27 protein-coding genes and 2 tRNA genes are annotated in these 26,283 nt (G+C 62.3%); 13 read left to right on the forward strand and 16 right to left on the reverse strand.

The features are described from left to right. The first annotated feature begins 50 nt into the window (after nucleotides 1–50). From AC07OE_RS09140 to hemP, 7 genes are read left to right on the forward strand one after another with little or no spacing between them, the layout of a single operon-like run. The gene (locus tag AC07OE_RS09140; protein WP_495070258.1) at nucleotides 51–2,255 is read left to right on the forward strand and encodes a TonB-dependent receptor; all 2,205 of its coding nucleotides are present in this window, start codon (nucleotides 51–53) and stop codon (nucleotides 2,253–2,255) included. Between the two features lie 26 nt (nucleotides 2,256–2,281). Beyond that, a complete protein-coding gene (locus tag AC07OE_RS09145) occupies nucleotides 2,282–2,965 on the forward strand; it encodes a Fe2+-dependent dioxygenase (RefSeq protein WP_495070259.1) in 684 nt (227 codons plus the stop codon). Between the two features lie 50 nt (nucleotides 2,966–3,015). Continuing rightward, on the forward strand, nucleotides 3,016–3,732 hold the full coding sequence (locus AC07OE_RS09150; protein ID WP_495070260.1) for an energy transducer TonB: 717 nt from the start codon (nucleotides 3,016–3,018) through the stop codon (nucleotides 3,730–3,732). 29 nt (nucleotides 3,733–3,761) lie between these two features. Next, nucleotides 3,762–4,478, forward strand: a complete 717-nt coding sequence (locus AC07OE_RS09155; RefSeq protein WP_495070261.1) for a MotA/TolQ/ExbB proton channel family protein — start codon at nucleotides 3,762–3,764, stop codon at nucleotides 4,476–4,478. A gap of 5 nt (nucleotides 4,479–4,483) precedes the next feature. Further along, on the forward strand, nucleotides 4,484–4,906 hold the full coding sequence (locus tag AC07OE_RS09160) for an ExbD/TolR family protein (RefSeq protein ID WP_495070262.1): 423 nt from the start codon (nucleotides 4,484–4,486) through the stop codon (nucleotides 4,904–4,906). 11 nt (nucleotides 4,907–4,917) lie between these two features. Continuing rightward, complete coding sequence (locus tag AC07OE_RS09165) at nucleotides 4,918–5,388, forward strand: hypothetical protein (protein WP_495070263.1); 471 nt, start codon at nucleotides 4,918–4,920, stop codon at nucleotides 5,386–5,388. Beyond that, complete coding sequence (hemP, locus tag AC07OE_RS09170) at nucleotides 5,381–5,575, forward strand: hemin uptake protein HemP (RefSeq protein WP_495070264.1); 195 nt, start codon at nucleotides 5,381–5,383, stop codon at nucleotides 5,573–5,575. Before AC07OE_RS09165 ends, hemP begins: the two co-directional genes overlap by 8 nt. Before the next feature lie 70 nt (nucleotides 5,576–5,645). On the opposite strand, the gene AC07OE_RS09175 is transcribed toward hemP, so the two are convergent. After that, nucleotides 5,646–6,053, reverse strand: a complete 408-nt coding sequence (locus AC07OE_RS09175) for a GlcG/HbpS family heme-binding protein (protein WP_495070265.1) — start codon at nucleotides 6,051–6,053, stop codon at nucleotides 5,646–5,648. Nucleotides 6,054–6,238: 185 nt separating this feature from the next. On the opposite strand from AC07OE_RS09175, the gene AC07OE_RS09180 reads away from it, so the two are divergent. After that, on the forward strand, nucleotides 6,239–6,934 hold the full coding sequence (locus AC07OE_RS09180) for a Bax inhibitor-1/YccA family protein (protein WP_495070266.1): 696 nt from the start codon (nucleotides 6,239–6,241) through the stop codon (nucleotides 6,932–6,934). A 118-nt stretch (nucleotides 6,935–7,052) separates the two neighbouring features. After that, complete coding sequence (locus tag AC07OE_RS09185; protein ID WP_495070267.1) at nucleotides 7,053–7,442, forward strand: hypothetical protein; 390 nt, start codon at nucleotides 7,053–7,055, stop codon at nucleotides 7,440–7,442. A gap of 4 nt (nucleotides 7,443–7,446) precedes the next feature. Here the strand turns inward: AC07OE_RS09185 and rlmD are convergent, their stop codons facing one another. The 5 genes from rlmD to surE all read right to left on the reverse strand — a co-directional run bounded on the left by rlmD (nucleotide 7,447) and on the right by surE (nucleotide 12,602). Beyond that, nucleotides 7,447–8,970: a 23S rRNA (uracil(1939)-C(5))-methyltransferase RlmD gene (gene rlmD / locus AC07OE_RS09190; RefSeq protein ID WP_495070268.1), complete on the reverse strand. Its 1,524-nt coding sequence runs from the start codon at nucleotides 8,968–8,970 to the stop codon at nucleotides 7,447–7,449. A 61-nt stretch (nucleotides 8,971–9,031) separates the two neighbouring features. Next, complete coding sequence (locus AC07OE_RS09195; RefSeq protein ID WP_495070269.1) at nucleotides 9,032–10,057, reverse strand: sigma-70 family RNA polymerase sigma factor; 1,026 nt, start codon at nucleotides 10,055–10,057, stop codon at nucleotides 9,032–9,034. A gap of 9 nt (nucleotides 10,058–10,066) precedes the next feature. Further along, a complete protein-coding gene (locus AC07OE_RS09200; RefSeq protein ID WP_495070270.1) occupies nucleotides 10,067–10,957 on the reverse strand; it encodes a peptidoglycan DD-metalloendopeptidase family protein in 891 nt (296 codons plus the stop codon). 14 nt (nucleotides 10,958–10,971) lie between these two features. After that, nucleotides 10,972–11,832: a protein-L-isoaspartate(D-aspartate) O-methyltransferase gene (locus AC07OE_RS09205; protein ID WP_495070271.1), complete on the reverse strand. Its 861-nt coding sequence runs from the start codon at nucleotides 11,830–11,832 to the stop codon at nucleotides 10,972–10,974. Continuing rightward, nucleotides 11,829–12,602 carry a 5'/3'-nucleotidase SurE gene (gene surE, locus AC07OE_RS09210; RefSeq protein WP_495070483.1) on the reverse strand — a complete coding sequence of 258 codons (774 nt, stop codon included), beginning with the start codon at nucleotides 12,600–12,602 and terminating at the stop codon, nucleotides 11,829–11,831. Before surE ends, AC07OE_RS09205 begins: the two co-directional genes overlap by 4 nt. A 115-nt stretch (nucleotides 12,603–12,717) precedes the next feature. Between surE and AC07OE_RS09215 the strand changes: the two genes are divergently transcribed. Next, nucleotides 12,718–13,692, forward strand: a complete 975-nt coding sequence (locus AC07OE_RS09215; RefSeq protein WP_495070272.1) for an NADPH:quinone oxidoreductase family protein — start codon at nucleotides 12,718–12,720, stop codon at nucleotides 13,690–13,692. 20 nt (nucleotides 13,693–13,712) lie between these two features. Here the strand turns inward: AC07OE_RS09215 and AC07OE_RS09220 are convergent, their stop codons facing one another. From AC07OE_RS09220 to uvrC, 7 genes are all read right to left on the reverse strand, one after another. Continuing rightward, nucleotides 13,713–13,961, reverse strand: a complete 249-nt coding sequence (locus tag AC07OE_RS09220) for a hypothetical protein (RefSeq protein ID WP_495070273.1) — start codon at nucleotides 13,959–13,961, stop codon at nucleotides 13,713–13,715. Between the two features lie 205 nt (nucleotides 13,962–14,166). Beyond that, nucleotides 14,167–14,242: transfer RNA gene (locus AC07OE_RS09225), tRNA-His, on the reverse strand. A 33-nt stretch (nucleotides 14,243–14,275) separates the two neighbouring features. Further along, the gene (locus AC07OE_RS09230) at nucleotides 14,276–16,204 is read right to left on the reverse strand and encodes a SurA N-terminal domain-containing protein (protein ID WP_495070274.1); all 1,929 of its coding nucleotides are present in this window, start codon (nucleotides 16,202–16,204) and stop codon (nucleotides 14,276–14,278) included. Nucleotides 16,205–16,268: 64 nt separating this feature from the next. After that, nucleotides 16,269–16,344, reverse strand: a tRNA-Val gene (locus AC07OE_RS09235). Between the two features lie 16 nt (nucleotides 16,345–16,360). After that, nucleotides 16,361–16,633, reverse strand: a complete 273-nt coding sequence (locus AC07OE_RS09240) for an HU family DNA-binding protein (RefSeq protein ID WP_066709320.1) — start codon at nucleotides 16,631–16,633, stop codon at nucleotides 16,361–16,363. A gap of 334 nt (nucleotides 16,634–16,967) precedes the next feature. Beyond that, nucleotides 16,968–17,543, reverse strand: coding sequence for a CDP-diacylglycerol--glycerol-3-phosphate 3-phosphatidyltransferase (gene pgsA / locus AC07OE_RS09245; protein WP_495070275.1), 576 nt, complete (start codon nucleotides 17,541–17,543; stop codon nucleotides 16,968–16,970). Between the two features lie 18 nt (nucleotides 17,544–17,561). Further along, the gene (gene uvrC / locus AC07OE_RS09250; RefSeq protein ID WP_495070276.1) at nucleotides 17,562–19,547 is read right to left on the reverse strand and encodes an excinuclease ABC subunit UvrC; all 1,986 of its coding nucleotides are present in this window, start codon (nucleotides 19,545–19,547) and stop codon (nucleotides 17,562–17,564) included. Between the two features lie 57 nt (nucleotides 19,548–19,604). Here uvrC and earP point away from each other — a divergent pair, with 57 nt between their 5' ends. Together earP and efp are read left to right on the forward strand one after the other, a co-directional pair. Beyond that, nucleotides 19,605–20,744, forward strand: a complete 1,140-nt coding sequence (earP, locus tag AC07OE_RS09255; RefSeq protein ID WP_495070277.1) for an elongation factor P maturation arginine rhamnosyltransferase EarP — start codon at nucleotides 19,605–19,607, stop codon at nucleotides 20,742–20,744. A gap of 106 nt (nucleotides 20,745–20,850) precedes the next feature. Beyond that, nucleotides 20,851–21,405 (forward strand): elongation factor P, encoded by a 555-nt coding sequence (efp, locus tag AC07OE_RS09260; RefSeq protein WP_105260659.1) that lies wholly within the window; start codon nucleotides 20,851–20,853, stop codon nucleotides 21,403–21,405. Nucleotides 21,406–21,493: 88 nt separating this feature from the next. Here the strand turns inward: efp and AC07OE_RS09265 are convergent, their stop codons facing one another. Further along, a complete protein-coding gene (locus AC07OE_RS09265; protein ID WP_495070278.1) occupies nucleotides 21,494–22,681 on the reverse strand; it encodes an HPP family protein in 1,188 nt (395 codons plus the stop codon). A 73-nt stretch (nucleotides 22,682–22,754) separates the two neighbouring features. Between AC07OE_RS09265 and AC07OE_RS09270 the strand changes: the two genes are divergently transcribed. Beyond that, on the forward strand, nucleotides 22,755–23,624 hold the full coding sequence (locus tag AC07OE_RS09270; protein ID WP_495070279.1) for an LOG family protein: 870 nt from the start codon (nucleotides 22,755–22,757) through the stop codon (nucleotides 23,622–23,624). A 10-nt stretch (nucleotides 23,625–23,634) separates the two neighbouring features. On the opposite strand, the gene AC07OE_RS09275 is transcribed toward AC07OE_RS09270, so the two are convergent. Then, complete coding sequence (locus AC07OE_RS09275; RefSeq protein ID WP_495070280.1) at nucleotides 23,635–24,852, reverse strand: MFS transporter; 1,218 nt, start codon at nucleotides 24,850–24,852, stop codon at nucleotides 23,635–23,637. After that, a complete protein-coding gene (locus AC07OE_RS09280) occupies nucleotides 24,849–26,165 on the reverse strand; it encodes a DNA recombination protein RmuC (protein ID WP_495070484.1) in 1,317 nt (438 codons plus the stop codon). Before AC07OE_RS09280 ends, AC07OE_RS09275 begins: the two co-directional genes overlap by 4 nt. Between the last annotated feature and the right edge of the window lie 118 nt (nucleotides 26,166–26,283).

Genomic DNA, 26,283 nt, shown 5'->3' on the forward strand with positions numbered 1-26,283 from the left:
GGACGCACCTGACATAGCCAGCCAGCCCTCCACCCAGACGACTCAGCGCTATGCCACAACTTGCACCAACGACCCATCCCGACGCTATCCCGTCCGCCCCGCTACTGCCACTGGGCGCCATGCTGCTTGCAGGCTCCATGGGTGCCATGGCCCAGCAGGCCAACGACGCAGAAGTCAAAACCCTCAAACCCGTCACCATCACGGAAAAAGCCGAAGAAGCCCAAGGCAAAGATTCGGTACGCGCCACCACCACTTCCATCGGCAAGGGCAAGCAGGACCTGCGGGACATCCCCCAGTCCATCACCGTGGTGACCGAGAAACTGATTGATGACCGCAACCTGGACACCCTGAAAGACGTGCTGCACAACACCGCGGGCGTGACTTTTCAGGCAGCTGAAGGCGGTGAAGAAGACATTCGCTTACGCGGTTTTTCGCTGGCAACCACGGGGGACATCTTTGTAGACGGCATGCGAGACCCGGCTTTCTACGAGCGCGACACCTTCAACAGCGACCGTATCGAGGTGCTGCGTGGCTCCGCTTCCATGCTGTTCGGCCGGGGGTCTACCGGCGGCGCCATCAACCAGTCCAGCAAGCAGGCCCGGGCCATCGACGAGAACGAAGTCAGCACCACGTTGGGCAGCTACAACTACCGCCGCGTTACCGGTGATTTCAATATCAAGACCGGCGAAGATCAGGGCCTGCGCATCAACGCCATGGCCACCAAGGCGGACAGCAACGGCGCCGGCACCAAAATTGACAAAAAGGGGCTTGCCGCCAACTACCGTTTTGGCATCGGCACCGCCGACGAATTCTCCCTGGGGCTCTACACGCTGCGCAATGACAATGGCATCAACTACGGCATCCGATGGATCAAACCGACGGCTGCCGCGGCAACCTCCACCAGCACCATCAACGAACGTATCGCGCCCAATACCTACTACGGCATGGCCAGCGACTACAACAAGGGCACGGCCGACTATCTGACGGCCAGCCACACACACCGATTTGAAGACGACAGCGAACTGAAGACCTCAGTGCGCCGCGGTGTCTACACACGTGACCAACGCGCCACCCTAATCAACGGCGGCACAGCGGTGAACACCTTCTCCGATGCCAGCGTGCTGACCCGCGGAGCGCAAAACAAAATCCAGAATTTGGACGGCGTGTACGCGCAATCCGACTACACCAAAAAGTTTTCTGCGCTGGGCGTCAAGCACGAGCTGTTTGCAGGCGTGGACTTTGCGCAAGAAAACAAGGATGTGTTCGCCGCATCGGGCGGCCCCACACGTCCATCCACGTTGGTGGGTACGCCCAACGATGGCGCATGGATCGACGAAGGTGCACGCACCATTACCCGATCCAGTGGATTCCAGGCCGACAACCTGGGGCTGTATGGCATGGACCTGGTGCAAGTGGCCGAGTACTGGAAAGTTCTGGGGGGGCTGCGTTTTGACCGCATGCGGGGCAACTACGCAACCTACAACACCGCTGGGCGAATGACCAACCGGTATGAGCAAACTATCGGCGACTGGAGCCAACGCGTGGGCGTGCTGTACCAGCCCAACGAACTGAGCTCCTTCCATTTCTCATGGGGCACGTCGTTCAACACGTCGGCCGACACCTACTCCTACAGTGCCAACAGCGCCAATACGCCGCCTGAGCAAAGCCGCAACATTGAGATTGGCGCCAAACTGGACTCTGCAGACAAGCGCTACACCACCCGCCTGGCGATTTTCCAGAGCACCAAGTACAACGAGCGCAACACCGACCCGGATTCGGCGGCCACCGCCTTCTTGCTGTCCGGCAAGCGCCACACCAGCGGCCTGGAAATTGATGCGTCCGGCATGCTGACACCCAAGTGGGAGATTTATGGCTCCTACATGTGGATGCCCGATGCCATGATCGACATTGCAGCCCCCACCGCCACGGCGGGAGAGCGCGAGGGGGAACGCCCATCGCTGACCCCTATCCACAGCGGCACGGTGTGGACCACCTACCAATTCACGCCGGAGTTTCGCGCGGGCGCCGGTATCAACTTCCGCGGCGAACAGGCACCCAACCGCAATCCGGGTTTCATGGCACCTGCCTACGCCACTCTGGACCTGATGGGTGAATACAAATTCAGCGAGCGCTATGTGCTCAAGGTCAACGTGACCAATGCACTGGACAAGCTCTATGCCGACGCGCTGTACACCGCCTTCTATGTTCCCGGCGCGGGCCGCAACATCCAGGCAACGATGAACATCAAGTTCTAACCCTTTCACTTCAGCTAGCTGCCGCCATGCTCTTGCACCTGCCCAACATCCTGACACCCGAGGAAATTGCCCAAGCCCAAGCCCTGCTGGCCACCGCCCCGTGGGTGGATGGACGAGCGGGGGCTGGGGAACAGGCCAAGCAGGTGAAGAACAATGAACAGCTGGACCACGACTGCGAAGCGGCGCGCACCATCCGCGCGATGGTGTTGCGTGCGCTGGACCGCAGCCCCATGTTTTTCTCGGCCACCCTCCCCAAGAAAGTGTTCCCACCGCGCCTGAACCGCTATGGCGGAGAGAGCAACTTTTACGGCAACCACATTGATGGCTCCGTACGCTACACACCGGGCACTGGCGAGCGCGTGCGCACTGACGTGTCGTGCACGGTATTCCTCTCCAACCCGGAAGACTACGACGGGGGTGAGCTATGTATTGCCGACACCTACGGCGAACAATCGGTCAAGCTGCCTGCCGGCCATATCGTGCTGTACCCCAGTACCAGCCTGCACCAGGTGAAGCCGGTCACCCGCGGCTACCGCATGGCCTGTTTTTTCTGGATAGAAAGCATGGTGCGCAGCGACGAGCAACGGCGTACCCTGTACGAGCTGGACATGAACCTGCTCGGCCTGCGCCGGCGCCTGGGGGAGTCGGATGAGACCACGGCGCTGACGGGCGTGTACCACAACCTGCTGCGGATGTGGGCAGACACCTGAGTGGCATGCACCGTGACCGCCCCATTGCCGTTTTGACGCCTTCCCAAATAATGTCTACCTCTGCCCTGCGCTCTTCCAACACCGTGCCCGCCGTAAGCCGCAACACCACCATCGTCATCGGCGTGATCCTGTTTCACGTAGCCGTGCTGTGGGCCCTGCAGACCGGTCTGCTGCGCCGCGTGGCCGAGGCCGTCGTGCCCGCGGAAATTCTGGTGGAAATGATGTCGCCACCAGCCCCTGAGCAAAAGCCTCAGCCGCTGCAGCAGCCCAAAGCCCAGGTCAAAACGCCTACGCCCAAGCCGACATTGCCCACGCCTACGTCGGCGGTGGCACAGCAGCCTGCGACCACGCCTCTAGCGCTCGCCCCGTCGGCCAATGCGCCCGCGCCCTCTGAAGCAGCCCCTACTGCAGCGGCGGCGGCTCCGGCCAGCACCAACACGGGTAACAGCTCCAATGCGCCACCGTCGCCTCCTGCACCGCCCAAGGTGGAGCCGCCCTCCAGCGATGCGGACTACCTGAATAACCCCAAGCCGGCCTACCCGGCCATGAGCAAGCGCCTGCACGAAACAGGCAAGGTGGTGATCCGCGTGTTGATTGGCACCGACGGCCAAGCCTCTCAACCCACCATCAAAACGTCCAGCGGCTTTGACCGTCTGGACCAGGCCGCCCTGGCAACGGTCATGAAATGGCGCTACGTGCCTGGCAAACGCGGCGGCGTGGCCGAGGCCATGTGGTTTGACGTGCCCGTGAACTGGGTACTGCAGTAATTCAGAAATCATTTTTTGTGGAGTAATCAATGGAATCGCAACTCGGACTCATCACCCTCTGGACCCAAGGCGACTGGGTGACCAAATCGGTCGCCCTGCTCTTGCTGGTCATGTCTCTGTCATCCTGGATCGTGATCCTCATCAAGGCGCTGGACATCTTCAAGTACAAATCCTTGGGTCAGCGCACCGAAACCTTCTGGCATAGCGAAGACTTCAGCACCGGCATGAAGGCGCTGGGCCAGCAAGACGGCAACCCCTTTGTACAACTGGCGCAAGCGGGCCAGGAAGCCACCGCCCACCACCGCCATGCACAGACCCAACTGCATGACGCACTGGACATCAGCGACTGGATCAGCCGTGCCTTGCGCAACAGCATTGACGACAGCACTGCCCGCTTCCAGAGCGGCCTGGCCATCCTGGCGTCCGTCGGTTCCACCGCCCCGTTTGTGGGTTTGTTCGGTACCGTCTGGGGCATTTACCATGCGCTGATGGGCATTGGCGCTGCTGGTTCCGCCACCATTGACAAGGTGGCAGGCCCCATTGGCGAGGCGCTGATCATGACGGCACTGGGCCTGGCCGTGGCCATTCCCGCCGTGCTGGGCTACAACGCCCTGGTGCGCGGCAACAAGTCCATTCTCACCAAACTCAACCGCTTTGCGCATGACCTGCACGCCTACTTTGTGACCGGCGCCCGTGTGGGCACCAGCAATGTCGATGGCAAGGTCGTTGCCATGAAGAAAGCGTAAGCGCCATGGCCTTCGGAATGCAAGACGCGACCTCGGACGGTGATTCCGAGGTGATGAACGAAATCAACATGACGCCCCTGGTGGACGTGATGCTGGTGCTGCTCATCATCTTCATCATCACCGTGCCGGTGATGAAACACGCCGTGAATGTGGAATTACCCACGGCCACCAGCCAGCCGCAAACCACCAAGCCCGAAACCCTGCAACTCAGTGTGGATGCCCAGGGCAGCTACTTCCTGAACCAGAGCGCCGTGGCTGCCGACACCCTGCCCGCCGTGCTGCAGGCCGAGGCTGCCAAGGATCCCCAGCCCGAGCTGCACATCCGCGGCGACAAGGCCGTGCGCTACGAGTTTGTAGCCCAGGCCATGGCCGCGGCACAACAGGCCGGCCTGCGCAAGATCGGTTTCATCACCGAACCGAAGAACTGACGGCCACCGCCATGTTGCTCGTGCTGAAAACCCGGTTTGCCTGCTCCGCAGAGCGTTGTTTTGACGAGGTCAAGACCACGCGCCTGCTCATGCACATCGCCCAGCCGCTGGTGCACTTCACACCCGTGGACCCCGCCACTTTGCCGGCGCGGTGGGAGGAGCGCGAGTACAAGGTGGCGATGCACCTGCTGGGACTGGTTCCCATGGGCTACCAGATGGTGCGTATCTCGGGCCAGGACCATTCCGCCAACGCTGGCAAGTTTTCGGTGGAGCTGCGTGACAACGGCTCGGGCACGCTGATCCAGCGTTGGGACCACCGCATCTTCATCACGGCAGCCGAAGAGGGCTGCGACTACACCGACCAGGTGGAGATCCGTGCCGGCCTGCTCACACCCGTCGTCTGGTTGTTCGCTTGGTACTTTTACCGGCACCGCCAGTACCGCTGGCAGCAACTGATCCGCAGGAATTTCTCCTATGCCTGACGCCGCCCTGCCGCCTTCCTCCCCCAACCTGCCCAGCAGTGCACCGCAAACAGCCGCGCCGTCTCCACAGGGCGTGCTGCAATCCAGCGAGTTGCTGGGCACGCGCCAAGCCATCGAGATCGAGCACAACGGCCAGCGCTACCGCCTGCAAAGCACCAAGTCGGGCAAGCTCATTCTCACCAAATAGACATAAAAATAGCTGCCAGCCCCCCGTAAAACGGGCGCTGGCAGCTGTGGTTTTGGTAGCAATCGACGGATTACAGGCCGATGGCAGCAATACCGGCCTTGGCAATCTGCGCATCTTCGCTGGACTTCACCCCGCTCACGCCCACCGCGCCCAGGCACTGACCATCTTTCAGGATGGGCACGCCACCTTCGAGCATGCCGTCCAGATCCGGGGCGCTCAGGAAAGACACGCGGCCACCGTTGATCATGTCCTCATAGGCTTTGCTCTCCCGACGGCCCAGGGCAGCCGTGCGGGCCTTGGCGGGGGCAATATGGGCCGAGATGGGCGCGGCGCCGTCCAGGCGCTGGTACGACAGCAAATGGCCGCCATCGTCCACGATGGCAATGCTCACCGCCCAGTTGTTTTTCAGCGCTTCGGCCTCGGCCGCGGCAGCGATGGCTTTGATGTCGGCAAATTCCAGGACAGACTTGGTTTTCATGGTGTGCACTCTCTGCAGATGGGTGAAAACCCTGAGCATACCGTTTGCGCGGGCCGTTTTGAACGCGTGCAAGGCATAACAGCCCTGCATAAAACCCGGCCAATATGCGCCAAATCCAGGTGCTGGCCCTTGTTAAACCCTAGAATGACCGCATCTGCACATTGCAGTTTTTCTGGAGGATCTTTATGACCGATCGCACAACCACCATGGGCCAAAGCCTGGGCTATGGTGCAGCCAACGCACAGCGCAACAAAGTGCTGCGCAACACCTACTGGCTCCTGTCGCTGAGCCTGGTGCCCACCGTGCTGGGCGCCTGGATCGGCGTGGCCCTGAACCTTGCTCCCCTCTTCCAGGGCTTCCTGGGCCTGATCCTGTTCATGGCCGTGGCCTTCGGCTTCATTTTCGCCATTGAAAAGACCAAGAACTCCGCGGCCGGCGTGCCCGTGCTGCTGGGTTTCACCTTCTTCATGGGCATGATGATGTCGCCGCTGATCCAGCACACGCTGGGTTTCCGCAATGGCGCGCAACTGATCATGACGGCCTTTGGCGGCACCGCTGGCGTGTTTTTCTTCATGGCCAGCATGGCCACCGTCATCAAGCGTGACCTGTCCGGCATGGGCAAGTGGCTGTTTGTCGGCACCATCGTGTTGCTGGTGGGCGGCCTGATCAACGTGTTTGTCGGCTCCAGCGCCGGCATGATGGCCCTGTCCATGGCCGCCATCGGCATTTTCAGCGCCTGGATGCTGTACGACATCAAGCGCATCATCGACGGCGGCGAGACCAACTACATCAGCGCCACCCTGGCCCTGTACCTGGACATCATCAACGTGTTCCAGAACCTGTTGGCCCTGCTCGGCATCTTTGGTGGCGAACGCGACTAAGCGTCCGTTGCACCGGTAAAAAAGGCCCTTCGGGGCCTTTTTCTTTGGGAGTGGAGCCGACGAAGCTCAATACCCGCCAAAATCTGCCGATAAAAGACCCACACCATCTCCAGCCTTCATGACCCTACGTCCCCTGCTCCTGACCCTTGCCTTTCTCCTGTCGGGCTGCGATTTGGAGACCCTGCTGGCCGACCCGCGTGTGGCGCAGCGCGAGGCCGATGCCAAGGCCATAGGCGGCGCATGCCGGCATGGTCTGCGCAGTCTGGAAGACTGCTACGCCATGAACGAAAAAGCCTCCAAGGCCGCGGTATTTGCGGGCTGGAAGGACATGGACCAGTACATGCGGGACAACAAGATCGAAGGCGTCGTTCCCAAAGGAATCAAACCGGCCGGAACCGAGGAAGAGGTCATCACCGAGCCCAAGGATGACAAGTCTGCCGAGGACGGCAAGGCCAAGCCCAAGGCCAAGTCAGCAGCCAAAGCCACCGACAAGGCTGCGGCCCACTAGGCGTTCACGCTGCGGGCGCTTCCAGCTCAAACACAGCAATGCTCTCCACGTGCGCCGTGTGAGGGAACATGTTGACCACCCCACCCTTGGTGCAGCGGTAACCCGCTTCCTGCACCAGCACGCCCGCGTCACGCGCCAGCGTGGCAGGGTTGCAGCTCACGTAGACAATGCGCCGTGGCGGCGTCCAGCCCTTGCGCAGCTCGGGCTGTTGGTGCAAGGCGGCCAGCGCCTGCACCAGGGAGAACGCGCCTTCACGGGGTGGGTCTACCAGCCATTTATCAGCGGCGCCATCGCCAATCAATAGCTCCGGCGTCATTTCAAACAGGTTACGCGCTACAAATTTAGTAGCTGCAAGCGCAGGTTTGACGGGGGCTAGAGGCTCATTTTTCTCTGAAGCTGCCGCCATATTGAGCTTCAGGTTTTCGCGCGAGCGCGCCACCAGTGACTCGGCTCCCTCCACTCCCAGCACTTCACGCGCCTGCGTGGCCAACGGCAGCGTGAAGTTGCCCAGGCCGCAGAACCAGTCGATCACGCGCTCGGTCTTCTGCACCGCCAGCAGGCCCAGCGCGCGCGACACCAGCACGCGGTTGATGTGCGGGTTCACCTGGGTGAAATCGGTGGGGCGAAACGGCATCGTGATGCCAAAGTCGGGCAGTTGGTAGGCCAGTTGGCCCGTTTCGTGGCCAGGCAGCTCGTCCAGACGGTGGATGGTCTCTGGCCCCTTGGGCTGCAGCCACCATTGCAGGCCGGGATTGGCCGCTGCGAACTGGCGCAGGCGGTTCAGGTCAGCGTCCGAGAGCGGCTCCAGGTGGCGCAGCACCATCGCAATCACCTCGCCGGCGCCGCCATTGGCGCCCGCGGTGGGCGCCATATCGCCCATGGCCAGTTCGATCTGGGCCAGCGTCTCCACCGCGTCCATGGACTCGATCAGGCGGCGCAGCGGTACCAGCATGGCGCTCACATGCGGCGCCAGCACATGGCACTCTTTCATGTCGGCCACATAGCGGCTCTTGCGCTCATGGAAGCCAATCAGCACCTGGCCCTTTTTGCGCACATGGCGCACCGACAGGCGCGCGCGGTAGCGGTAGCCCCAGGCCGGGCCTTCGATGGGGCGCAGGATGTTGTCGGGCTTGACCTTGCCGATGTGCCAGAGGTTGTCCTCCAGCACGCGCTGCTTGACCGCCACCTGGGCGCTCACATGCAAATGCTGCATCTTGCAACCGCCACAGGCACCTTCGTGCAGGCCAAAGTGCGGACAGGCCGGGCGCACGCGCTGGGACGATTCCTGGTGGATTTCGGTCAGCGTGCCTTTTTCGAAGCTGCTTTTGCTGCGGTGGATCTGGGCGCTCACCACTTCGAAGGGCAGCGCACCATCAATGAACACCACCTTGCCATCGGGTCGGTGGGCCACGCCCTGGGCCTCCAGATCCAGGGATTTGACGCGCAGCCAGCCTTCGGGCAGCGCGGGTTCAGTAGGGGTGTCGGGGGAAAGGGGAGAATGGGTGTCCGGGGAAATTGCGTCGCTCATGCCCCAATTGTCTCAGGTCGGAGAAGGGACAATTTTTCGCCCGCCCCGCACGAGCCACAGGCTACATAAGAAATTCGCGCTTGATGCCGCGGCGTGCCAGGTGGCGTTTGAGCTTGAACAAGGCTTCATTCTGCACCTGGCGCACACGCTCGCGCGTCAGGCCCAGCCGGCTGCTGATCACGTCCAGCGTTTCGGGCTCGCGGTCATGCAGGCCAAAGCGGCCCTCCAGCACCTCGCGCTCGCGCGGCGAGAGCGTGGCAATCCAGCTCTCCAGCAACATGTCCACCTCATGCGCTTGGGCAGAATCCTCGGGGTCCAGCGCCAGTTCGTCCACCAGGCTGTCGCCCAGCGAATGCTCATCGCCCGACGGGTCCAGCTGGGCATCCAGCGAGCGCGGTGCCTCGGCCATGGCGAGCAAATCCACGATGTCGGAGGCCTCGCGCCCCAGCAGGGCAGCAATGTCTTCCGCGCGTATGCCCTCCGGCCGACTGGCCACCAGCGCAGCATCGTTCTCCAGCGCCCGGCGTGCGCGCAGCACCTGCTGCACCTCGCGCACCACGTTCACCGGCAGGCGCACGGCCCGGCCCTGGTACATCAGCGCACGGTCTACCGACTGGCGTATCCACCAGGTGGCGTAGGTGGAGAAGCGAAAGCCCCGCTCGGGCTCGAACTTGTCGATGGCGTGCATGAGCCCCAGGTTGCCCTCCTCGATCAGGTCCGACATGGGCACACCGCGCCCCGTGTAGCCCTTGGCGATGCTGACCACCAGGCGCAGGTTGTGCTCGATCATGCTTTGCCGCGCCGCAAAGTCACCCGCGCGGGCGCGGGTAGCGGTGGCAAATTCTTCTTCGGGGGTGAACAGCGTGGTGCGGCGCACGCCGCGCAGGTAAATGGCCAGCGCATCGGCCGACTCATCGCCGGGCTGCACCTCGCGAGCGAGGCGTTCCAGCTCTGCAGTCGCTATGATTTCAGGAGCTATTGGCGCAGCATCTATGGGGGATAGAGCCATATTCAACTCCAAACCCTGCCCCGCACTACGCTGACCGACCGTGCTGTCGATGGAGTGAGCGTTGAGGGGCTTTTTCATGGCAGCCTGCTATCTGGCGGGCAGGTACTTGGCCGGGTCCACCGGCTTACCTTGCCGGCGCACTTCAAAGTGCAGCTTCACGCGGTCGGCGTCGCTGTTGCCCATCTCGGCAATCTTCTGGCCCTTCTTCACCGTCTGGTCTTCCTTGACCAGCAGGGTCTGGTTGTGGGCATAGGCGGTGAGGTAGGTGTTGTTGTGCTTGAGGATGATCAGGTTGCCGTAGCCGCGCAGGCCAGCACCGGCGTACACCACCTTGCCTTCGCCAGCGGCCAGCACGGGGTCGCCTGCGTTGCCGCCAATGTCCAGGCCCTTGTTCTTCACTTCGTCAAATCCAGCCAGCACCGCGCCGCTGCCAGGCCAGATCCAGGCCACGTCATCGTCACCGCCCGAAGCGGGTGCGGGTGTGGGGGCCGCAGGCTTGGTTGCCGCAGCCGCAGAGGCGGCGGGTGCAGGCGCGGCGGACGAGGAGGCAGCCGCCGGCGCAGTGGCCGGTGTCGAGGCAGGCAGGGCCGTGGTCGTGGCGACAGGGGCGGCCACGGGTTTGGCAGTCGCTACGGCTGTCTCCCCCGCCACCGGTGGGACAACACGGATCACCTGGCCCACTTCGATCTTGTTGGGGTTCTCCAGCGCATTCCAGCGGGCGATGTCCTTGTGGCTCTGGCCGGTTTCCAGGCCAATGCGGATCAGCGTGTCGCCAGGCTTGATGGTGTAGTAGCCAGCCTTGCCCGCGTTCTCAAAGCCGGGAGGCTGCTTGACCGCAGGGGCAACGGCCACTGGCTTGGAACCCGCAGCATTGCGGTCTTCCACGGGCGCATGGTTCACGGCCGTAGAGCCGCATCCGGCCAACACCAGCACCGCGGTACCCACAGCCACAACACCCAAACAACGCACACCGAACATAATTTGATTTCCCTTTAGGCAACGCCTGATTTTAGAGGGACAAAATGCACGGCCTCCAACAGGGTTTGGCGTACGCCTTGTGGGGTCTTGTCCAACACAAGCAAGGCCTGCCCGCCGCCAGGGCCAGAGGCGACCACGGGGGCGACCAATCGGCCGCCAACCGCGAGCTGATCCACCCAGGCTTGGGGCACAGCTTCGCCGCCCGCCGCAGCGATGATGGCCGCATAGGGTGCGCCCTTGGCATACCCGGCCATGCCATCGCCAAACAGCAAATGCACATTGGGCAGACGCAGATGGCGCAGGTTTTCACGCGCCTTGTCGTGCAGGCCACGCAGACGCTCGATGCTGTAAACCTCGTCGGCGACCAGACTCAAGACAGCCGCCTGATAGCCACATCCCGTGCCAATCTCCAGCACCCGGCCCACACGGCCCGTGGCACCGTTGCGCAGCAGCTCGATCATGCGGGAGACCACGCCAGGCTTGGAAATCGTTTGCCCCAGGCCAATCGGCAGGCTGGTGTCTTCGTAGGCCTGGTTCACCAGTGCGCTGTCTACAAACCGGTGGCGCTCGATTGCACCCATGGCGCCCAGTACCAGCGGGTCGGTCACGCCCTGCCTCGCCAGCTTTTGCACCATGCGCTGGCGCACCGCCTGCGAATCCATGCCATGCCCTTGGGGCGCTGGTGGCATAGCGTTGGAAGCCTTGCCACGGGCGGAAGACAAGCCTGCGGACTTGTCCGGTGTGGCCTGGGCCACACCCTTTGACACCAGCTTGGCGGCGGGCACGGCGTTGACGGCCACCGCACCATGCGGGTTGGGCCGGGTCTTCGCCAGCGTGGCGTCCAGCCGGGCGGGAAACGAGGGCCGTTGCTTCATACGGTTGCAGGCTGGGTTGCCAGCCGGGAGGCCGTTTGCGCCCAGTAGCCCAAGTTGTCGTGGTCGGTGAGGTCCACCTTCAAGGGCGTGATGGCCACATGGCCTTGGGCCGTTGCATGGAAGTCGGTGCCTTCGGCGTCGTCTTTCACGGGACCGGCCGCACCAATCCAATACATGGTTTCACCACGCGGGCTTTGTTGCTGAATCACTTTTTCAGCTGCATGGCGCTTGCCCAGGCGGCACAGCTTCATGCTGCCGATCTCGTCAAACGGCAGGTTGGGAATGTTCACATTGAGCAGCCAGGGCGTGGACGTGATGAGCTGTTGCTGCTGCATGGAGAGCACCAGTTCGCGCGCTTTTTGGGCCGCGGAGGCCAAGTGCACCCAGTCCTTCTCGACCTGCGAGAAAGCAATGGCGGGTATGCCAAACAAGAAGCCTTCCATGGCGGCGCCCACGGTACCGGAGTAAATTGTGTCGTCCCCCATGTTGGCGCCATTGTTGATGCCCGAGACCACGAGATCTGGCCGGTAGTCCAGCAGGCCCGTCAGCGCGATGTGCACACAATCGGCAGGAGTGCCATTCACGTAGCGAAAACCATTAGCTGCGCGGTGCACATACAGTGGCGAATGCAGGGTCAACGCGTTGGACTTGGCGCTGTTGTTGTGCTCTGGGGCCACCACCTCCACCTGTGCGATGTCTTTGAGTGCGTCATACAGCGCCACGATGCCGGGGGCCTGGTAGCCGTCGTCGTTGGAAATCAGGATTTTCATATGCATGGGAAGTGTCTGGCCATTGTAGGTGGGGGGGGCAACCCTGGTCGCCCGAGAGACATTTTCCCCATGGGGCGAGGCCTATGATTTGCCCACTATTTTTGGAGACTCCCCCATGCACGCTTGGCTTTGCGAAAACCCCACCGGCATCGACGCCCTGACTTGGAAAGAACTGCCCACGCCGGAGCCCAAAGCCGGAGAGGTGCTACTGGAAATCAAGGCGGCCAGTCTGAATTTTCCTGACATCCTGATCGTGCAAAACAAGTACCAGATGAAGCCCGCCCTGCCCTTTGTACCGGGCTCCGAATACGCGGGCATCGTGCAGGCGGTAGGCGAAGGCGTCACGCATCTCAAGGTCGGCCAGCCCGTGGCCTGCCTGAGCGGCACTGGCGGCTTTGGCACCCACACCCTCGCCCCTGCAGCCCTGTGCATGCCGCTACCCCCCGGCGTCCCTATGGTGGATGCAGCAGCCTTCATCATGATTTACGCCACGTCCTATCACGCGCTGGTGGACCGTGCCCAGCTCAAGGCTGGAGAGACCGTGCTCGTGCTGGGCGCGGCGGGCGGCGTGGGCACATCGGCCATCCAGATCGCTAAAGCCATGGGCGCCAAGGTGATTGCGGCAGCCTCTACCCAAGAGAAATGCGACCTGTGCAAGAAGATTGGCGCCGATGCCACGATCAACTACTCCACCGAGAACCTGCGTGACGCGTTGAAGGCCCTGACCGATGGCAAAGGCCCGGACGTGATCTATGACCCCGTGGGTGGCGACTTTGCCGAGCCCGCCTTCCGCTCCATCGCGTGGCGTGGCCGCTACCTGGTGGTGGGCTTTGCGTCCGGCCCTATCCCCGCCCTGCCCTTCAACCTGGCGCTGCTCAAGGGCGCGTCCATCGTCGGCGTGTTCTGGGGTGATTTTGCGAAAAAGGAACCCAAGGCCAATGCCGCCATGATGGGCGAGCTGGCCCAGTGGTACGGCCAGGGCAAGATCAAGCCGGTCATCGACCGCACCATGCCTATGGCCGAGCTCAAGGCCGCTTACGCCCACATGGGCTCGCGCGGTGTGATGGGCAAGCTGGTGATGGTGAACTAGGCCACGACGGTCATGACGCGTCAAAGATTCCAGAGATTGGCGTCTTTGCGTGCCAGATGTGGGTAGATGGCGTCATGGTCATTCGACAACTCGTGAATGGCCATAAGCACGTCGGCGGGAAAGCCCGCACGCGGCCGCTCGCTGGTGTCGTGTTGAAGTTCGTGCATCAACGCCACAAACTCCGGGTGTCCCCAGAACAATTTGATCTTCTTTCCGATATTCGGAAATGCCGAATCAATCGTCTTGAAAAAGATGCTGTCTTCAACCATTTTTTTGCTCCGTCCAACGACCTGTTTCAGACCGGTGCGCGGATGCACGCTACCAGCCCAGGCTCAGTATAGGAACGGAAGGCCGGAACCAAAGTTCCATCAACCGGGGTAAGCACCCCGAAAATGAAGGGCTAAAGCGCACTGGATGCCCGCAACACGCATAAAAAAACCCTGCATTCTTTCGAATGCAGGGTTTTTTATATTTTGGGGTGGCTGATGGGGCTCGAACCCACGACAACAGGAATCACAATCCTGGACTCTACCAACTGAGCTACAGCCACCGTAAGCGCATGATTATAACCCGATAAAACGGCTTATTCCGCAATTGCGGACGCCAATCCGCTGCGTGCCGGGACAGGCACCTTGATCTGCACTTTGAATCGGTCTTTCAGGGTCTGGTAATAGGCCTGGCTTTCCGCATTGGCCATCCACTGGGCGTATTGATTGCGCTCTTGTTTGGTCACGGCCTCGGTCACGGGGTTTCGCGGCAGCACCTTGTTGACCTTGACCACCGCATAACCCTGGGCGCCCAGGTCCACGCCGACGATAGCAGGCAGCTTGGCTGGGTCCGCCCGCAGCGCCGCGTCCAGCAAGGTGCCCTGCACCGGCTGGCCCGGTTCCCGCGACACCGTCACCGCGGCAGGAAAGCTTGCGCTGGACGGTGCGGCCTGCCAAGCGGCCAATTTGTCAGCACCTTCTTTTTTAGCCAGTTCCTGGGAGCGGCTGGCGACCAAACGCTCGCGCACCTGGGCGCGCACTTCCGCCAACGGCAAAGTGCGTGCGGGGCTATAGCTCACCACACGGGCTGCGGTCAGTTGGCTGGAGCCGGTTTCAATGGCTTCGGTGTTGCGTTTCTTCTCCACGGAGTCGGGGCTGAAGATGGCGGCCAACAGTTTGGGATTCGCCAGCACCCCCTTAACGCCGGCAGCCGGCGCGCGCTGCACATTGTCCGCAGTCTTGACTTCCAGCTTCAGGCGCTCGGCGATGGGCTTCAAGCTATCCGACTGTTCGTACACCCCATTGGTGAAAGACTCGGCAACCTCCGCAAACTTGCGCTGCGCTTGCTGCACACGCAGCTCGCTCTCCAGATTGACACGCAATTCCTCAAAGCTGGGTTGCTTGGGCGCCTTCACGTCGGTGAGCTTGATGATGTGAAAGCCAAAGTCAGACTCCACCAGATCGCTGATGTCGCCCTTCTTCATGGTAAACACGGCCTCTTCAAAGGGCTTGACCATGGAGCCACGGGCAAAGAAATCCAGATCGCCACCGCGGGGGGCCGAGCCCGCATCTTGTGAGTTCTTCATGGCCAGGTCGGCAAACGTGGCGGGGGCCTTGCGCGCCTGCTCCAGCAGTGCCTGGGCCTTTTCCTTGGCCTTTTGACGCTCTGCCTCCGGCATGGACTTGGGTGCGTTGATCAGGATGTGGCTGGCGCGACGCTCTTCCTTACTGCTCAAGCGGCTGGCGTTTTGTTCATAGTAGGACTTCAGGTCGGCCTCGTTCACGGACACGGTCTTCTTGATGGCATCCACATCCAACACCACATACTCAATGTTGGCAGACTCAGTCGACTGGAACAAAGGCGCATTGGCCTGGTAGAAAGCCTCGATGTCGGCGTCTGACGGGTTGACCTTGCTGGCAAAGTCTGCGGGGACAAAGCGGGCAATCTGTACTTCACGGCGCTCGAAGAAAGCGTTGAGAGCCAGATCAGCCACCGCATTCGCGGAGAAAGCGGTGGACGAGATGCCGGACTCCACCTGCATCAGGGTCAGGTCACTGCGCACGCGGGCCTCCAGACCTTCGGGGGTCAAACCCTGGCTGGCGGCCAACTGGCGGTAGCGCTCAATATCCATCGTGCCATCCGGCTTGCGCAAACCGGCAATGGTGGGGTTCTGCTGCAGTTCCCGGGCCAGGCGGGCATCCGAGGTGGTGAAGTGGGCATCCTTGACAGCTGCAGCCATCACGCGCTCGCGTACCAGACGCTCAAGCGTGGCGTAACGGGCCTCTGGGGAATCCAGCAATTTGGGGTCCACATTGGGCACAGAGGCACGCAAACGGTCGACTTCATTCTTGTGGGCAAAGTCCCACTCTTCCTGGGTGACCTTGGCACTGCCAATGGTGGCCACCGTAGCCCCCCGGCTCATGCCTTTGTAACCATCCACACCCACCATGACAAACGCCAGGATGATGAGCAAGAACAAAGGTATGGCAATCACCTTGGTGTACTTGCGGACAAAATCGAACATGCGCTAACTCTCCATGAATACAACAAAAAAGGCGAACAATTGTGTTCGCCTTTGCTGGGTGTGGTGGTGGGTGATGACGGGCTCGAACCGCCGACATTCTGCGTGTAAGGCAGACGCTCTACCAACTGAGCTAATCACCCAAACATAAACCTAATTTTAGTTCAGGGCATCTTTCAATGCTTTGCCTGGACGGAACTTTGGAACTTTGGCAGCCTTGATTTTAATCGCAGCGCCGGTACGTGGATTGCGACCCGTGCGAGCAGCACGTTTGCCCACTGCAAAAGTACCAAAACCCACCAGGGAAACAGTGCCGCCTTTTTTCAAGGTGGTCTTCACTGCACCGATGGTGGACTCCAGCGCGCGCGTAGCAGCGGCCTTGGAGATATCGGCATGTTTTGCAATGTGCTCAATCAGTTCAGTTTTATTCACAAAGACCCCTTGTACGGAAGCGAGTTAATCGATTGTCTCTTCAAAATTTTGTTGTACCGCGTTCTATGGGTGGTGGCATGCAATGCAACACGACCCAAAACAAAACGGCCTTCAGCGGTAGCAGTAGTGACTGCCGCATTGCATTAAAGCCACGGGCCAATACCGTGTCAATATGCCGTGCAACATTGCGACAGCGCGGAGGCGAATTCTAGACGCAATTTTTTGAAAAACTGCCCGGCAACGGGAAGTTTTTTCTGCTGGGCTGGACTGTCGCAAATGCAACAGATTGTGGTGAATTCAGCGCACCGCTTCGGGGCGCAAGGTCTGTGTAAGGCTACTTGGTACGAGCACGAATCTCAGGTACGGCTTTTTGCAGGTAATACACCATGGACCACACCGTCAGCACCGCTGCAGCCCAGATCAGCCACACGCCCCACAGGTGGGTGTTGACGATCCCGAACAGCAGACCGTCGAACAAAAGGAAGGGGATGGCAACCATTTGCACCACCGTCTTGACCTTGCCAATCATGTGAACAGCCACGCTGCGCGATGCACCAATCTGTGCCATCCACTCGCGCAGGGCCGAGATGGCGATCTCGCGGCCAATGATGATGAGCGCCACAAACACGTCGGCCCGCTGCAGGTGCACCAGCACCAGTACACAGGCACACACCAGAAATTTGTCGGCCACCGGGTCCAGGAATGCGCCAAACGACGAGGTCTGGTTCAGCTTGCGCGCCAGGTAGCCATCCAACCAGTCAGTCAGCGCAAACACCACGAACATGATGGTGGCGACCAGATTTTTTTCGTAGACCGAAGCCATGGACTCGGGCAAATAGAAGACGCCCACGATGAGGGGAATCGCGAAGATTCGCGTCCAGGTCATGAGGGTGGGGATGGTCATAAACATGGCGGGATTGTGGCACGGCTAATGCAGCGCACGGTAGATTTCATCGGCCAGTTCTCGCGATATGCCATCCACCGTGGCAATGTCCTGCGCGCTGGCCAGGGCCACGCCGCGCACGCCGCCAAAGCGCTGCAGCAGTTTGGCGCGGCGCTTGGGGCCGATACCCGGAATTTCTTCGAGCTTGCCGCCGCCCGTGCGCACCTTGGCACGCGCGGCACGCATGCCGGTGATGGCAAAGCGGTGCGCCTCGTCGCGGATCTGCGCAACCAGCATGAGTGCGGCTGAGTCCGCACCCAGGTAGACCTTCTCGCGGCCATCGGCAAACACCAACTCCTCCAGTCCCACCTTGCGGCCCTCGCCCTTCTCCACGCCCACGATGAGCGACAGGTCCAGCCCCAGGCTCTCGAACACCTCGCGCGCCATGGCGACCTGGCCCTTGCCGCCGTCCACCAGCACCAAGTCGGGCAGACGTGCCGTGCCGCTGGGCGTCGTGCCCTGGTGCTTGGCTTCGCGCAGCGCCTCGGCCAGCTTGCTGTAGCGGCGCGTCAGCACCTGGCGCATGGCGGCGTAATCGTCACCACCGGTGATGCCATCAATATTGAAGCGGCGGTATTCGCTGTTCTGCATCTTGTGGTGCTGGAACACGACGCAGGACGCCTGCGTGGCCTCGCCCGCCGTGTGCGAGATGTCGAAGCATTCAATGCGCAGCGCATCCAGGTCATCCAGCGCCAGGTCCAGCGCATCAGCCAACGCACGCGTGCGGGCCTGTTGTGACCCTTCTTCGGCCAGCAGACGGGCCAGTTGCAGCGCGGCATTGGTCTGCGCCATGTCCAGCCAGGCGCGGCGTTGCTCGCGTGGCTGGTGCACGGCGGTGACCTTGATACCGGTTTGCTCTGACAGCGCCTGCAACAGGCCCTTGCTCACGGGCTCGCTGACCACCAGGGCGCCGGGCATGGGCACGTCGATATAGTGCTGCGCCAAAAACGCTTCCAGTACCTGGGCCTCTACAGACTTCTTCACCTCGGTGTCGTCGGCCTCGCCCATGACTGTGGCGTCTTCCACATGCACGGGGAAGTAGGGGCGATCGCCCAGATGGCGACCGCCACGCACCATGGCCAGATTCACGCAGGCCTTGCCACCCTGTACCTTCACGGCCAGGATGTCCACATCGCGGTCCGACACGTTGTCCACCGACTGCTGGTGCAACACATTGGACAGCGCCGCCACCTGGTTTCGCAGCTCGGCGGCTTGCTCGAATTCCAGTTTATCGGCGTGCGCCATCATGCGGGCCTCCAGGCCCCGCATCACGTCCTGCGCCTCGCCGCGCAAAAAGCGCTCGGCGTTGGCCACGTCCTGCGCATAGTCGCCCGGGCTGATGTGGCCCACACAGGGCGCGGAGCAGCGCTTGATCTGGTACAGCAAACAGGGTCGTGTGCGGTTGCTGAACACCGGGTCTTCGCAGGTGCGCAGGCGAAACACCTTCTGCATCAGCAGGATGGCTTCTTTCACCGCCCAGGCGCTGGGGTATGGGCCGAAGTAGCGGTGTTTCTTCTCCACGCCACCGCGGTAGTACGACACGCGGGCAAACTCCACGGGCTGCGGGGGCCGGGGCTTGGCGCCCGGCTCGGCGGGCGCCAGATTTTTCGGCACCGACGGCGTGCCGGTCATCTTCAGGTAGGGGTAGCTCTTGTCGTCCCGAAACAGAATGTTGTATTTCGGGTTCAACGTCTTGATGAGGTTGTTTTCTAGCAGCAACGCCTCGGCCTCGGAGCGCACCACCGTGGTCTCCATGCGCACAATCTTGCTGACCATGTGGCCGATGCGCGTGCCGCCATGGTCCTTCTGGAAATAGCTGCTGACCCGCTTCTTCAGGCTGATGGCCTTGCCCACATACAGCAGCTGGTCGTCCGCATCAAAGTAGCGGTACACCCCAGGCAATGACGGCAGGGCCGCCACTTCGCGCAGCAGCGCGTCGGAATGGGTTTCTGCGGAGGAGTCTTCAGACATGGGACGCTATTGTGCTTGCTCCTCGGGGGCTCGGGCCGCACATGGACAATAGCCGCCATGCAATGGGATATTTTCTGCAAAGTCATCGACAACTTTGGCGACATCGGCGTGTGCTGGCGCCTGTGCGCCGATCTGGCCCGCGGCGGCCACACGGTGCGCTTGTGGGTGGACGATGCCAGCGCCCTGGCCTGGATGGCGCCCGGCGCGTTGGAGGGCAACTGGCCCGGCGTGCAGGTGCGCGACTGGGCGGATGCGCAGAACCCCGCTGTGCTGCAAGAACTACCCCCCGCAGACGTGTGGATCGAAGGCTTTGGCTGCGAGATTGCTCCTGAATTCATAGCTGTTCGCGCAATGTATACGAGGGCTAACGGCCAAAATCTCCATAAACCTCCGGTGTGGATCAATCTGGAGTACCTGTCTGCCGAGGCCTATGTGGAACGCTGCCACGCCCTGCCCTCGCCCGTGACGCAGGGCCCGGCCAAAGGCTGGACCAAGCATTTTTACTACCCCGGCTTCACCGCCCGCACCGGCGGGCTGCTGCGTGAGACGGACTACCTGGCGCGCCAGGCTGCCTTTGACGCTGAGGCACGCCGGAACTGGCTGGCGCAGCACCGAATTGACTGGCAGGGTCAACGCCTGGTCTCGCTGTTTTGCTACGAGCCGCCCGCATTGGCGGCCCTGCTGCAAGGGCTGGCGCAGGGCGCCACGCCTACGCTGCTGCTGATCACCCCGGGCCGGGCCCAGCGTGCGGTGCAGGCGGCGCTGGCGAAATCGGGGCTGCCCGCCACGGTCACCGGATCGCTCACGCTGCACCCCTTGGAGCCGCTGACCCAGACCGAATTTGACGAACTGCTATGGACCTGTGACCTAAACCTGGTGCGCGGCGAAGACTCGCTGGTGCGCGCCATGTGGGCTGGCAAACCTTGGCTCTGGCAGATCTACCCGCAGGACGATGGCGCCCACGCAGAGAAACTGAACGCGCTGCTGGACTTGATGCAGGCGCCGGCCACTTTGCGGCACGCACACCAGGCCTGGAACGGCTTGGCGGACCCGGCAACGCCGAGCCAGCCCACGCCGGATTGGCGCGCCCTGCCCCTGGCGGAATGGCAGGCTACCGCTGGCGCTTGGCGCACCGGTCTGCTGCACATGGAAGACCTGACCACCCGGCTCACCAATTTCGTGCAGAAAAAAAGATAAAATCTCAGGCTTTGCTGAATTTGCCGCCTGAGTTTTGGGGCAAGTCATGCCCCGCCGCAGACTGCGGCCTACAGTCGCTCCACGCGACATTCGTTCCTGCAACCCTATGAAAATCGCTCAAGAAATCCGCGCCGGCAACGTGATCATGCACGGCAAAGACCCCATGGTCGTCCTGAAAACCGAATACAGCCGCGGCGGCCGCAACTCTGCCACCGTGCGCATGAAGCTCAAGAGCCTGATCGCCAACTTCGGTACCGAAGTCGTGTTCAAGGCCGACGACAAGATCGACCAGATCATTCTGGACAAGAAGGACTGCACCTATTCCTACTTCGCCGACCCCCTGTATGTCTGGATGGACGCGGACTACAACCAGTACGAAGTCGAATCCGAAAACATGGGCGACTCCCTGAACTACCTGGAAGACGGCATGACCGCCGAAGTGGTGTTCTACGAAGGCAAGGCCATCTCCGTGGAACTGCCTACCAGTGTGGAACGTGAAATCACCTGGACCGAACCCGCCGTCAAGGGCGACACCTCCGGCAAGGTTCTGAAGCCTGCCAAGATCGCCACCGGCTTCGAAATCGGCGTGCCAATCTTCGTGGCCCAAGGCGACAAGGTCGAAATCGACACCCGCACTGGTGAATACCGTAAACGCGTCTGACCAGCCGCGTTGCCGCAAGCGCGTCTAATCCACGCCGCTGATAAAAAAGGCTCCTTCGGGAGCCTTTTTTGTTGCTGCCAACGTAGTCCTAGCCGTTCACCCGCACCGCGCGGTACAAGGCGCGCACCAGGTCCGACTGCGTGATGATGCCGACCAGACGCGACTCGGCGTCGATGATGGGAATATGGTGGTGACCGCCCTCGGAGAACAGAGGCACCAGCTCTATCAGCGGACGGTGTGCGCTGGCCACACGCACCTGGCGGGTCATGATCTGGCCAACCGCCTCTGGCTTGTCGGCGCTCACCTTGCCCGAGGGGCGGATGAAGTCCCGCAGGCGCTGCCCCAAACCATCCGCCTGCGCCAGCCCCACATGCCGCATGAAGTCGGCCACGGTGACGATACCCACGATGCGCCGCACACGGTCCACCACCGGCAGGGCCTTGATGCCGTGCTGGTGAATCAGTGCCCAGGCCTCGTGCAGCGGCGTACCGAACTGCACAGCTACCGGGCTTGGGGACATCACATCGGCACACAGCAGGGCTCCCAGATTGCGCCGGTAGGCGGCCATCTCGGCATGCTGCAGCAGGTTTTCCAGATCGTCGCGGCTTACGTCCAGAATCTGGTTGTAGTGGGCCAGCGCGGCGTCCAAGTCACCGGCCGTGAAGCGGCCCTGTGCATCCGACGCCGGCCCCGGGGCACGCTGTTGCACGTGGGGATAGGGGCGACCGGTCCAGCTGTTGTAGGCCACGCCTGCAAGAATCATCACAGCGGCATTCACTGCCAGCGGCCCCCAAGCTACATTGACGCCTACCCAGTGGCTCAGCACCGCCGACAAGGCCATGGCGCCACCGGGCGGGTGCAGACAGCGCAGCCGCAGCATCATCAGGATGGCAAGGGGAACGGCCAGCGATGCGGCCAATACCGGAGGGTCGATCCAGCGGGCACAAGCGATGCCCACCAGTGCCGAAACGCCATTGCCACCCAGCACCGCCCAGGGCTGGGCTAAAGGACTGGCGGGTACCGCAAACACCAGCACCGCACTAGCCCCCATAGGTGCCAGCATCCAGATGCTCCCAGGCTGGCTTCCCAGCAGCCAGTGGCTGAGCAGGGCGGTGAGCCCTACCCCCACCAGCGCCCCCAGCACTGAGCGCCAGCGTTCGCGCGTGTCGATCATCACGGGCGCAGGCCAGAATGCCTGCAACCAATGGCGCAGGCGTTCTGCAGCAGACAAGGGGGCAGTCGGCGGTGGCGAAGGGTTCAAAGGTTCTGGTGGCATGGCGAACTTGCGCAAGACAAGCGACAAATTATCGGTGCGCCAAACCGCCCTGAATTCGGACGACAATGCGCCCATGGAAAATACCCAAAACCTCAATGTAGCCCGCCTGGCCAATGCCTGGTCTGACCTGCAGGCCCACGCCGACCTGGGCAATATGCTGGAGGCCGACGCCTACCGTCTGGCGTTTGCCGATCCCGAATTTCTGCTGCGCCGCGAGACCCGTGGCATGCGCATCCAGTTGGAGATGCTCAAACCCGACCTGGACCAAGCGGCGCAAGGCGTGGAGAACACCGTAGTGGTGTTTGGCAGTGCACGTTTTCCGGCCCCCGAAGATGCCCATGCGGCGCTGGAGGCCGCCAAGGCCAGTGGCGACAGCAAGCAGCTGGCCCTGGCCGAGCGCCATGTGCGCAATGCCAAGCACTACGACAACGCCCGCCTGTTTGCCCGCCTGGTCGCCGGCTACAGCGCGCGCAAGCCCCTCAAAGACCGCCTGTTCATCTGCACCGGTGGCGGCCCCGGCATCATGGAAGCGGCCAACCGCGGCGCGTTCGAGATGGGCGCCCCCACACCGGGCCTGAACATCGCCCTGCCCCACGAGCAAAAGGCGAACCCATATGTCACGCCGTCACTGAGCTTCAAGTTCCACTACTTCGCCACGCGCAAGATGCATTTCATGATGCGCGCCAAAGCGCTGGTGGCCTTTCCAGGTGGGTTTGGCACACTGGACGAGCTGTTCGAAGTCATCACCCTGGTGCAGACGCGCAAGGCCAAACCCGTACCTATCGTGCTGTTTGGCACCGACTACTGGAAGCGCCTGATCAACATGGACGTGCTGGTGGAAGAAGGCGCGATCTCACCCGAAGACCTGAACCTGTTCCATTACACCGACGACCCGCAGGAAGCCTGGGACATCATCCGCACGTTCTACGCACTGCCGCTGTAAGGGGCAAAGCTCAGGCGGGTCGCAACCGCCAGGCCGCGTGGGCACCCAGCCCCACCAGCGTGCCTACGGTCCAGAAGACCACCGACACGCCCACCACCACGCCCGCCGTGCCAAACAGCATGGGCATGAGGACGCTGGACAGGTTCAGGCTCATGAGCCGCAGTGCAATGGCCTGGCCGTGCAGCGCGTGGGGTGTGATCTGGTGCAGCGTGCTCATGATCATGGGCTGCACCGAGCCCAAGGTCAGCCCCAGCAACACCGAGCACAGGCCCATGGCCCAAGCCGTAGGCATGAAGGGGTAGACCCCGAACAACAGCGCCGTGACCACCATGGCTCCCGTGACCACCGCCCACTCGCGCAGGTGGGCCGCCAGCAGGGGCAGCAACACGCGCACTGATGCGGCAGCCACCGCAAATGCGCCCAGGATGGTACCGATGACCGAGGCACTGAACCCGCGCTCGTGGCCAATCACGGGAACAACGAAGGTGTGTACATCCCAGCAGCTCGAGAGCAGCCAGTTCACCAGCAGCAGGCGGCGCATCAGCGGCTCGCGCAATAGCGGCCACACACTGGGATGCCCACCCTCAGCCGTCGGCGCAGACGGCAATTCGGGCGTGTGGCGCACGCACAACCAGGCCAGGGCCGGCACCAGCGCCGTCAGAGCAAAGGCCGCCACAAAACCGTTGTGGTCAGCCGCCTGCCCGCCCATCCATACGCCCGCGTGGTCAATCAGCAAGCCCACGCACACCGGCCCCAAAAAGTTGGACACCGCAGGACCAATGGACAGCCAACTGAACACGCGGCGCAGATCTTCGGCCCCGCGTGCAGCGCGGCCTACGTGGCGCTGCAGTGCAATATTGGCCGTGCCAGTAGCCCCCCCCATGCACAACGCGGTGACACACAGCACGGCGAACTGCGGCATCAGCGCCGCCAGCGCCGCACCGGACATAGCCACCCCAATACCCAGCGCCACGGGACGGCGCAGGCCGTGCCGGTCCGCATAACGTCCCGCAGGCAGCGCCAGAAACACCTGGGTGAGGGAAAACAACGCCAGCAGAAAACCCACGGCCAGGGCGCCATAGCCTTGTTGCAGCGCCCACAGCGGGGCGGCCATGCGCATGCCGGCCATGCTGGCGTGCAGGCATACCTGGCCCGCCACCAGGCGCAGCAGGCCCCAGGCGCTTTCGCCCCTACCGGGTTCGCCAACATCCGCCGCAGCAGGACTCATAGGCCCCCGGTGTCCGCGTCGCGGTCAAAGTCGCGGTCAGCGGGCAGCAAGGCCTGGGCCTGCGATTCTGGCAAGGCATCCACTTTTTTCAGCGCACGGCCCATGGCGCGGCTGCGGGTCTCAGCGCTGTCCAGCGTATTGAGCACGGTCTGGGTCTGCGCCTTGACCTTGGCCAGCACATCGCCAAACTTGCCAAACTCTGTCTTGACGGCGCCCAGCACCTGCCACACCTCGCTGGAGCGCTTCTCCAGCGCCAGCGTGCGGAAGCCCATCTGCAGCGAGCTCAACATGGCCAGCAGTGTGGTGGGCCCGGCCAACGTGATGCGGTGGTCGCGCTGCAGACTTTCCATCAGGCCGGGACGGCGCAGCACCTCGGCATACAAGCCCTCGGTGGGCAAAAACAAAATGGCGAAGTCGGTGGTGTACGGCGGCTCCACGTACTTCTCGGCAATCGATTTGGCCTCCAGGCGGATGCGCATTTCCAGCGCCTTGCCGGCTACCTCGGTGCCCAGCACATCGGCACGGGCCTGGGCATCCAGCAGGCGCTCGTAGTCCTCATTGGGAAACTTGGCGTCGATCGGCAACCACAACGGCGTGCCGTCGTCCGATTTGCCCGGCAGCTTGATGGCGAAGTCGACCACGTTCTTGCTCCCCGGGCGCGTGGGCACTTGCACCGCGTACTGGTCGGGCACAAACACCTGCTCCAACAGGCTGGCCAGTTGGGCCTCGCCGAAGATGCCGCGGGTTTTCACGTTGGTCAGCAGGTGCTTGAGGTCGCCCACGCCCTGCGCCAAGGTTTGCATTTCGCCCAGCCCCTTGTGCACCTGCTCCAGGCGCTCGGCCACCTGCTTGAAGCTCTCGCCCAGGCGTGCCTGCAGCGTGGTCTGCAGCTTCTCGTCCACCGTGGCGCGCATCTCGTCGAGCTTGGCGGCGTTGGTGGTTTGCAGTTGCGCGAGTTGTTTCTCCAGCGTCTCGCGCACCTCGTTCATGCGCCGAGCGTTGGATTCACTCAGGCTGGACAGCTGGTTCGTCAGCGTGTCGGACAGCGTTTTTTGCAGCAAGGCCAGCTGCTGGCCAAAGGCGTCGATCTGGGTGTTCTGGGTGCGCGTGGCCTCCCCGCTTTGCTCCACCAACGCCTTCTGAAACAAGGCCAGGTTGTGCGACAGCTCTTGGCGTCCGTCGCGGGCTGACTCGGTCACCTCGCGGCGCAGCTCGCGCTCCAGCCGCTCGCTAGTGGCCTTGACCAGCGCCAGCAGCTCCTGGCGCTGGGCCTCCTGCTGCTGCGTGGGGGGCACCGGGCGCCCGCGCTGCATCAGCCCATAGGCCAGCAACCCCAGTTGCACCACCGCCAACCCCACCAACACCCACTCCGGCCCTTGCATCCCGCCCTCACTCTCCGTTATATACAAAAGAGGGCTCCAGCCCCCGTGG

Source organism: Rhodoferax sp. GW821-FHT09E07 (assembly GCF_059416145.1).

What these genes read in the sequence shown, in the direction of transcription:
- AC07OE_RS09140 (WP_495070258.1), top strand. Translation starts at nt 51, where the DNA reads ATGCCACAACTTGCACCAACGACCCATCCCGACGCTATCCCGTCCGCC.
- AC07OE_RS09145 (WP_495070259.1), top strand. Translation starts at nt 2,282, where the DNA reads ATGCTCTTGCACCTGCCCAACATCCTGACACCCGAGGAAATTGCCCAA.
- AC07OE_RS09150 (WP_495070260.1), top strand. Translation starts at nt 3,016, where the DNA reads ATGTCTACCTCTGCCCTGCGCTCTTCCAACACCGTGCCCGCCGTAAGC.
- AC07OE_RS09155 (WP_495070261.1), top strand. Translation starts at nt 3,762, where the DNA reads ATGGAATCGCAACTCGGACTCATCACCCTCTGGACCCAAGGCGACTGG.
- AC07OE_RS09160 (WP_495070262.1), top strand. Translation starts at nt 4,484, where the DNA reads ATGGCCTTCGGAATGCAAGACGCGACCTCGGACGGTGATTCCGAGGTG.
- AC07OE_RS09165 (WP_495070263.1), top strand. Translation starts at nt 4,918, where the DNA reads ATGTTGCTCGTGCTGAAAACCCGGTTTGCCTGCTCCGCAGAGCGTTGT.
- hemP (WP_495070264.1), top strand. Translation starts at nt 5,381, where the DNA reads ATGCCTGACGCCGCCCTGCCGCCTTCCTCCCCCAACCTGCCCAGCAGT.
- AC07OE_RS09175 (WP_495070265.1), bottom strand. Translation starts at nt 6,053, where the DNA reads ATGAAAACCAAGTCTGTCCTGGAATTTGCCGACATCAAAGCCATCGCT.
- AC07OE_RS09180 (WP_495070266.1), top strand. Translation starts at nt 6,239, where the DNA reads ATGACCGATCGCACAACCACCATGGGCCAAAGCCTGGGCTATGGTGCA.
- AC07OE_RS09185 (WP_495070267.1), top strand. Translation starts at nt 7,053, where the DNA reads ATGACCCTACGTCCCCTGCTCCTGACCCTTGCCTTTCTCCTGTCGGGC.
- rlmD (WP_495070268.1), bottom strand. Translation starts at nt 8,970, where the DNA reads ATGAGCGACGCAATTTCCCCGGACACCCATTCTCCCCTTTCCCCCGAC.
- AC07OE_RS09195 (WP_495070269.1), bottom strand. Translation starts at nt 10,057, where the DNA reads ATGAAAAAGCCCCTCAACGCTCACTCCATCGACAGCACGGTCGGTCAG.
- AC07OE_RS09200 (WP_495070270.1), bottom strand. Translation starts at nt 10,957, where the DNA reads ATGTTCGGTGTGCGTTGTTTGGGTGTTGTGGCTGTGGGTACCGCGGTG.
- AC07OE_RS09205 (WP_495070271.1), bottom strand. Translation starts at nt 11,832, where the DNA reads ATGAAGCAACGGCCCTCGTTTCCCGCCCGGCTGGACGCCACGCTGGCG.
- surE (WP_495070483.1), bottom strand. Translation starts at nt 12,602, where the DNA reads ATGAAAATCCTGATTTCCAACGACGACGGCTACCAGGCCCCCGGCATC.
- AC07OE_RS09215 (WP_495070272.1), top strand. Translation starts at nt 12,718, where the DNA reads ATGCACGCTTGGCTTTGCGAAAACCCCACCGGCATCGACGCCCTGACT.
- AC07OE_RS09220 (WP_495070273.1), bottom strand. Translation starts at nt 13,961, where the DNA reads ATGGTTGAAGACAGCATCTTTTTCAAGACGATTGATTCGGCATTTCCG.
- AC07OE_RS09230 (WP_495070274.1), bottom strand. Translation starts at nt 16,204, where the DNA reads ATGTTCGATTTTGTCCGCAAGTACACCAAGGTGATTGCCATACCTTTG.
- pgsA (WP_495070275.1), bottom strand. Translation starts at nt 17,543, where the DNA reads ATGTTTATGACCATCCCCACCCTCATGACCTGGACGCGAATCTTCGCG.
- uvrC (WP_495070276.1), bottom strand. Translation starts at nt 19,547, where the DNA reads ATGTCTGAAGACTCCTCCGCAGAAACCCATTCCGACGCGCTGCTGCGC.
- earP (WP_495070277.1), top strand. Translation starts at nt 19,605, where the DNA reads ATGCAATGGGATATTTTCTGCAAAGTCATCGACAACTTTGGCGACATC.
- efp (WP_105260659.1), top strand. Translation starts at nt 20,851, where the DNA reads ATGAAAATCGCTCAAGAAATCCGCGCCGGCAACGTGATCATGCACGGC.
- AC07OE_RS09265 (WP_495070278.1), bottom strand. Translation starts at nt 22,681, where the DNA reads ATGCCACCAGAACCTTTGAACCCTTCGCCACCGCCGACTGCCCCCTTG.
- AC07OE_RS09270 (WP_495070279.1), top strand. Translation starts at nt 22,755, where the DNA reads ATGGAAAATACCCAAAACCTCAATGTAGCCCGCCTGGCCAATGCCTGG.
- AC07OE_RS09275 (WP_495070280.1), bottom strand. Translation starts at nt 24,852, where the DNA reads ATGAGTCCTGCTGCGGCGGATGTTGGCGAACCCGGTAGGGGCGAAAGC.
- AC07OE_RS09280 (WP_495070484.1), bottom strand. Translation starts at nt 26,165, where the DNA reads ATGCAGCGCGGGCGCCCGGTGCCCCCCACGCAGCAGCAGGAGGCCCAG.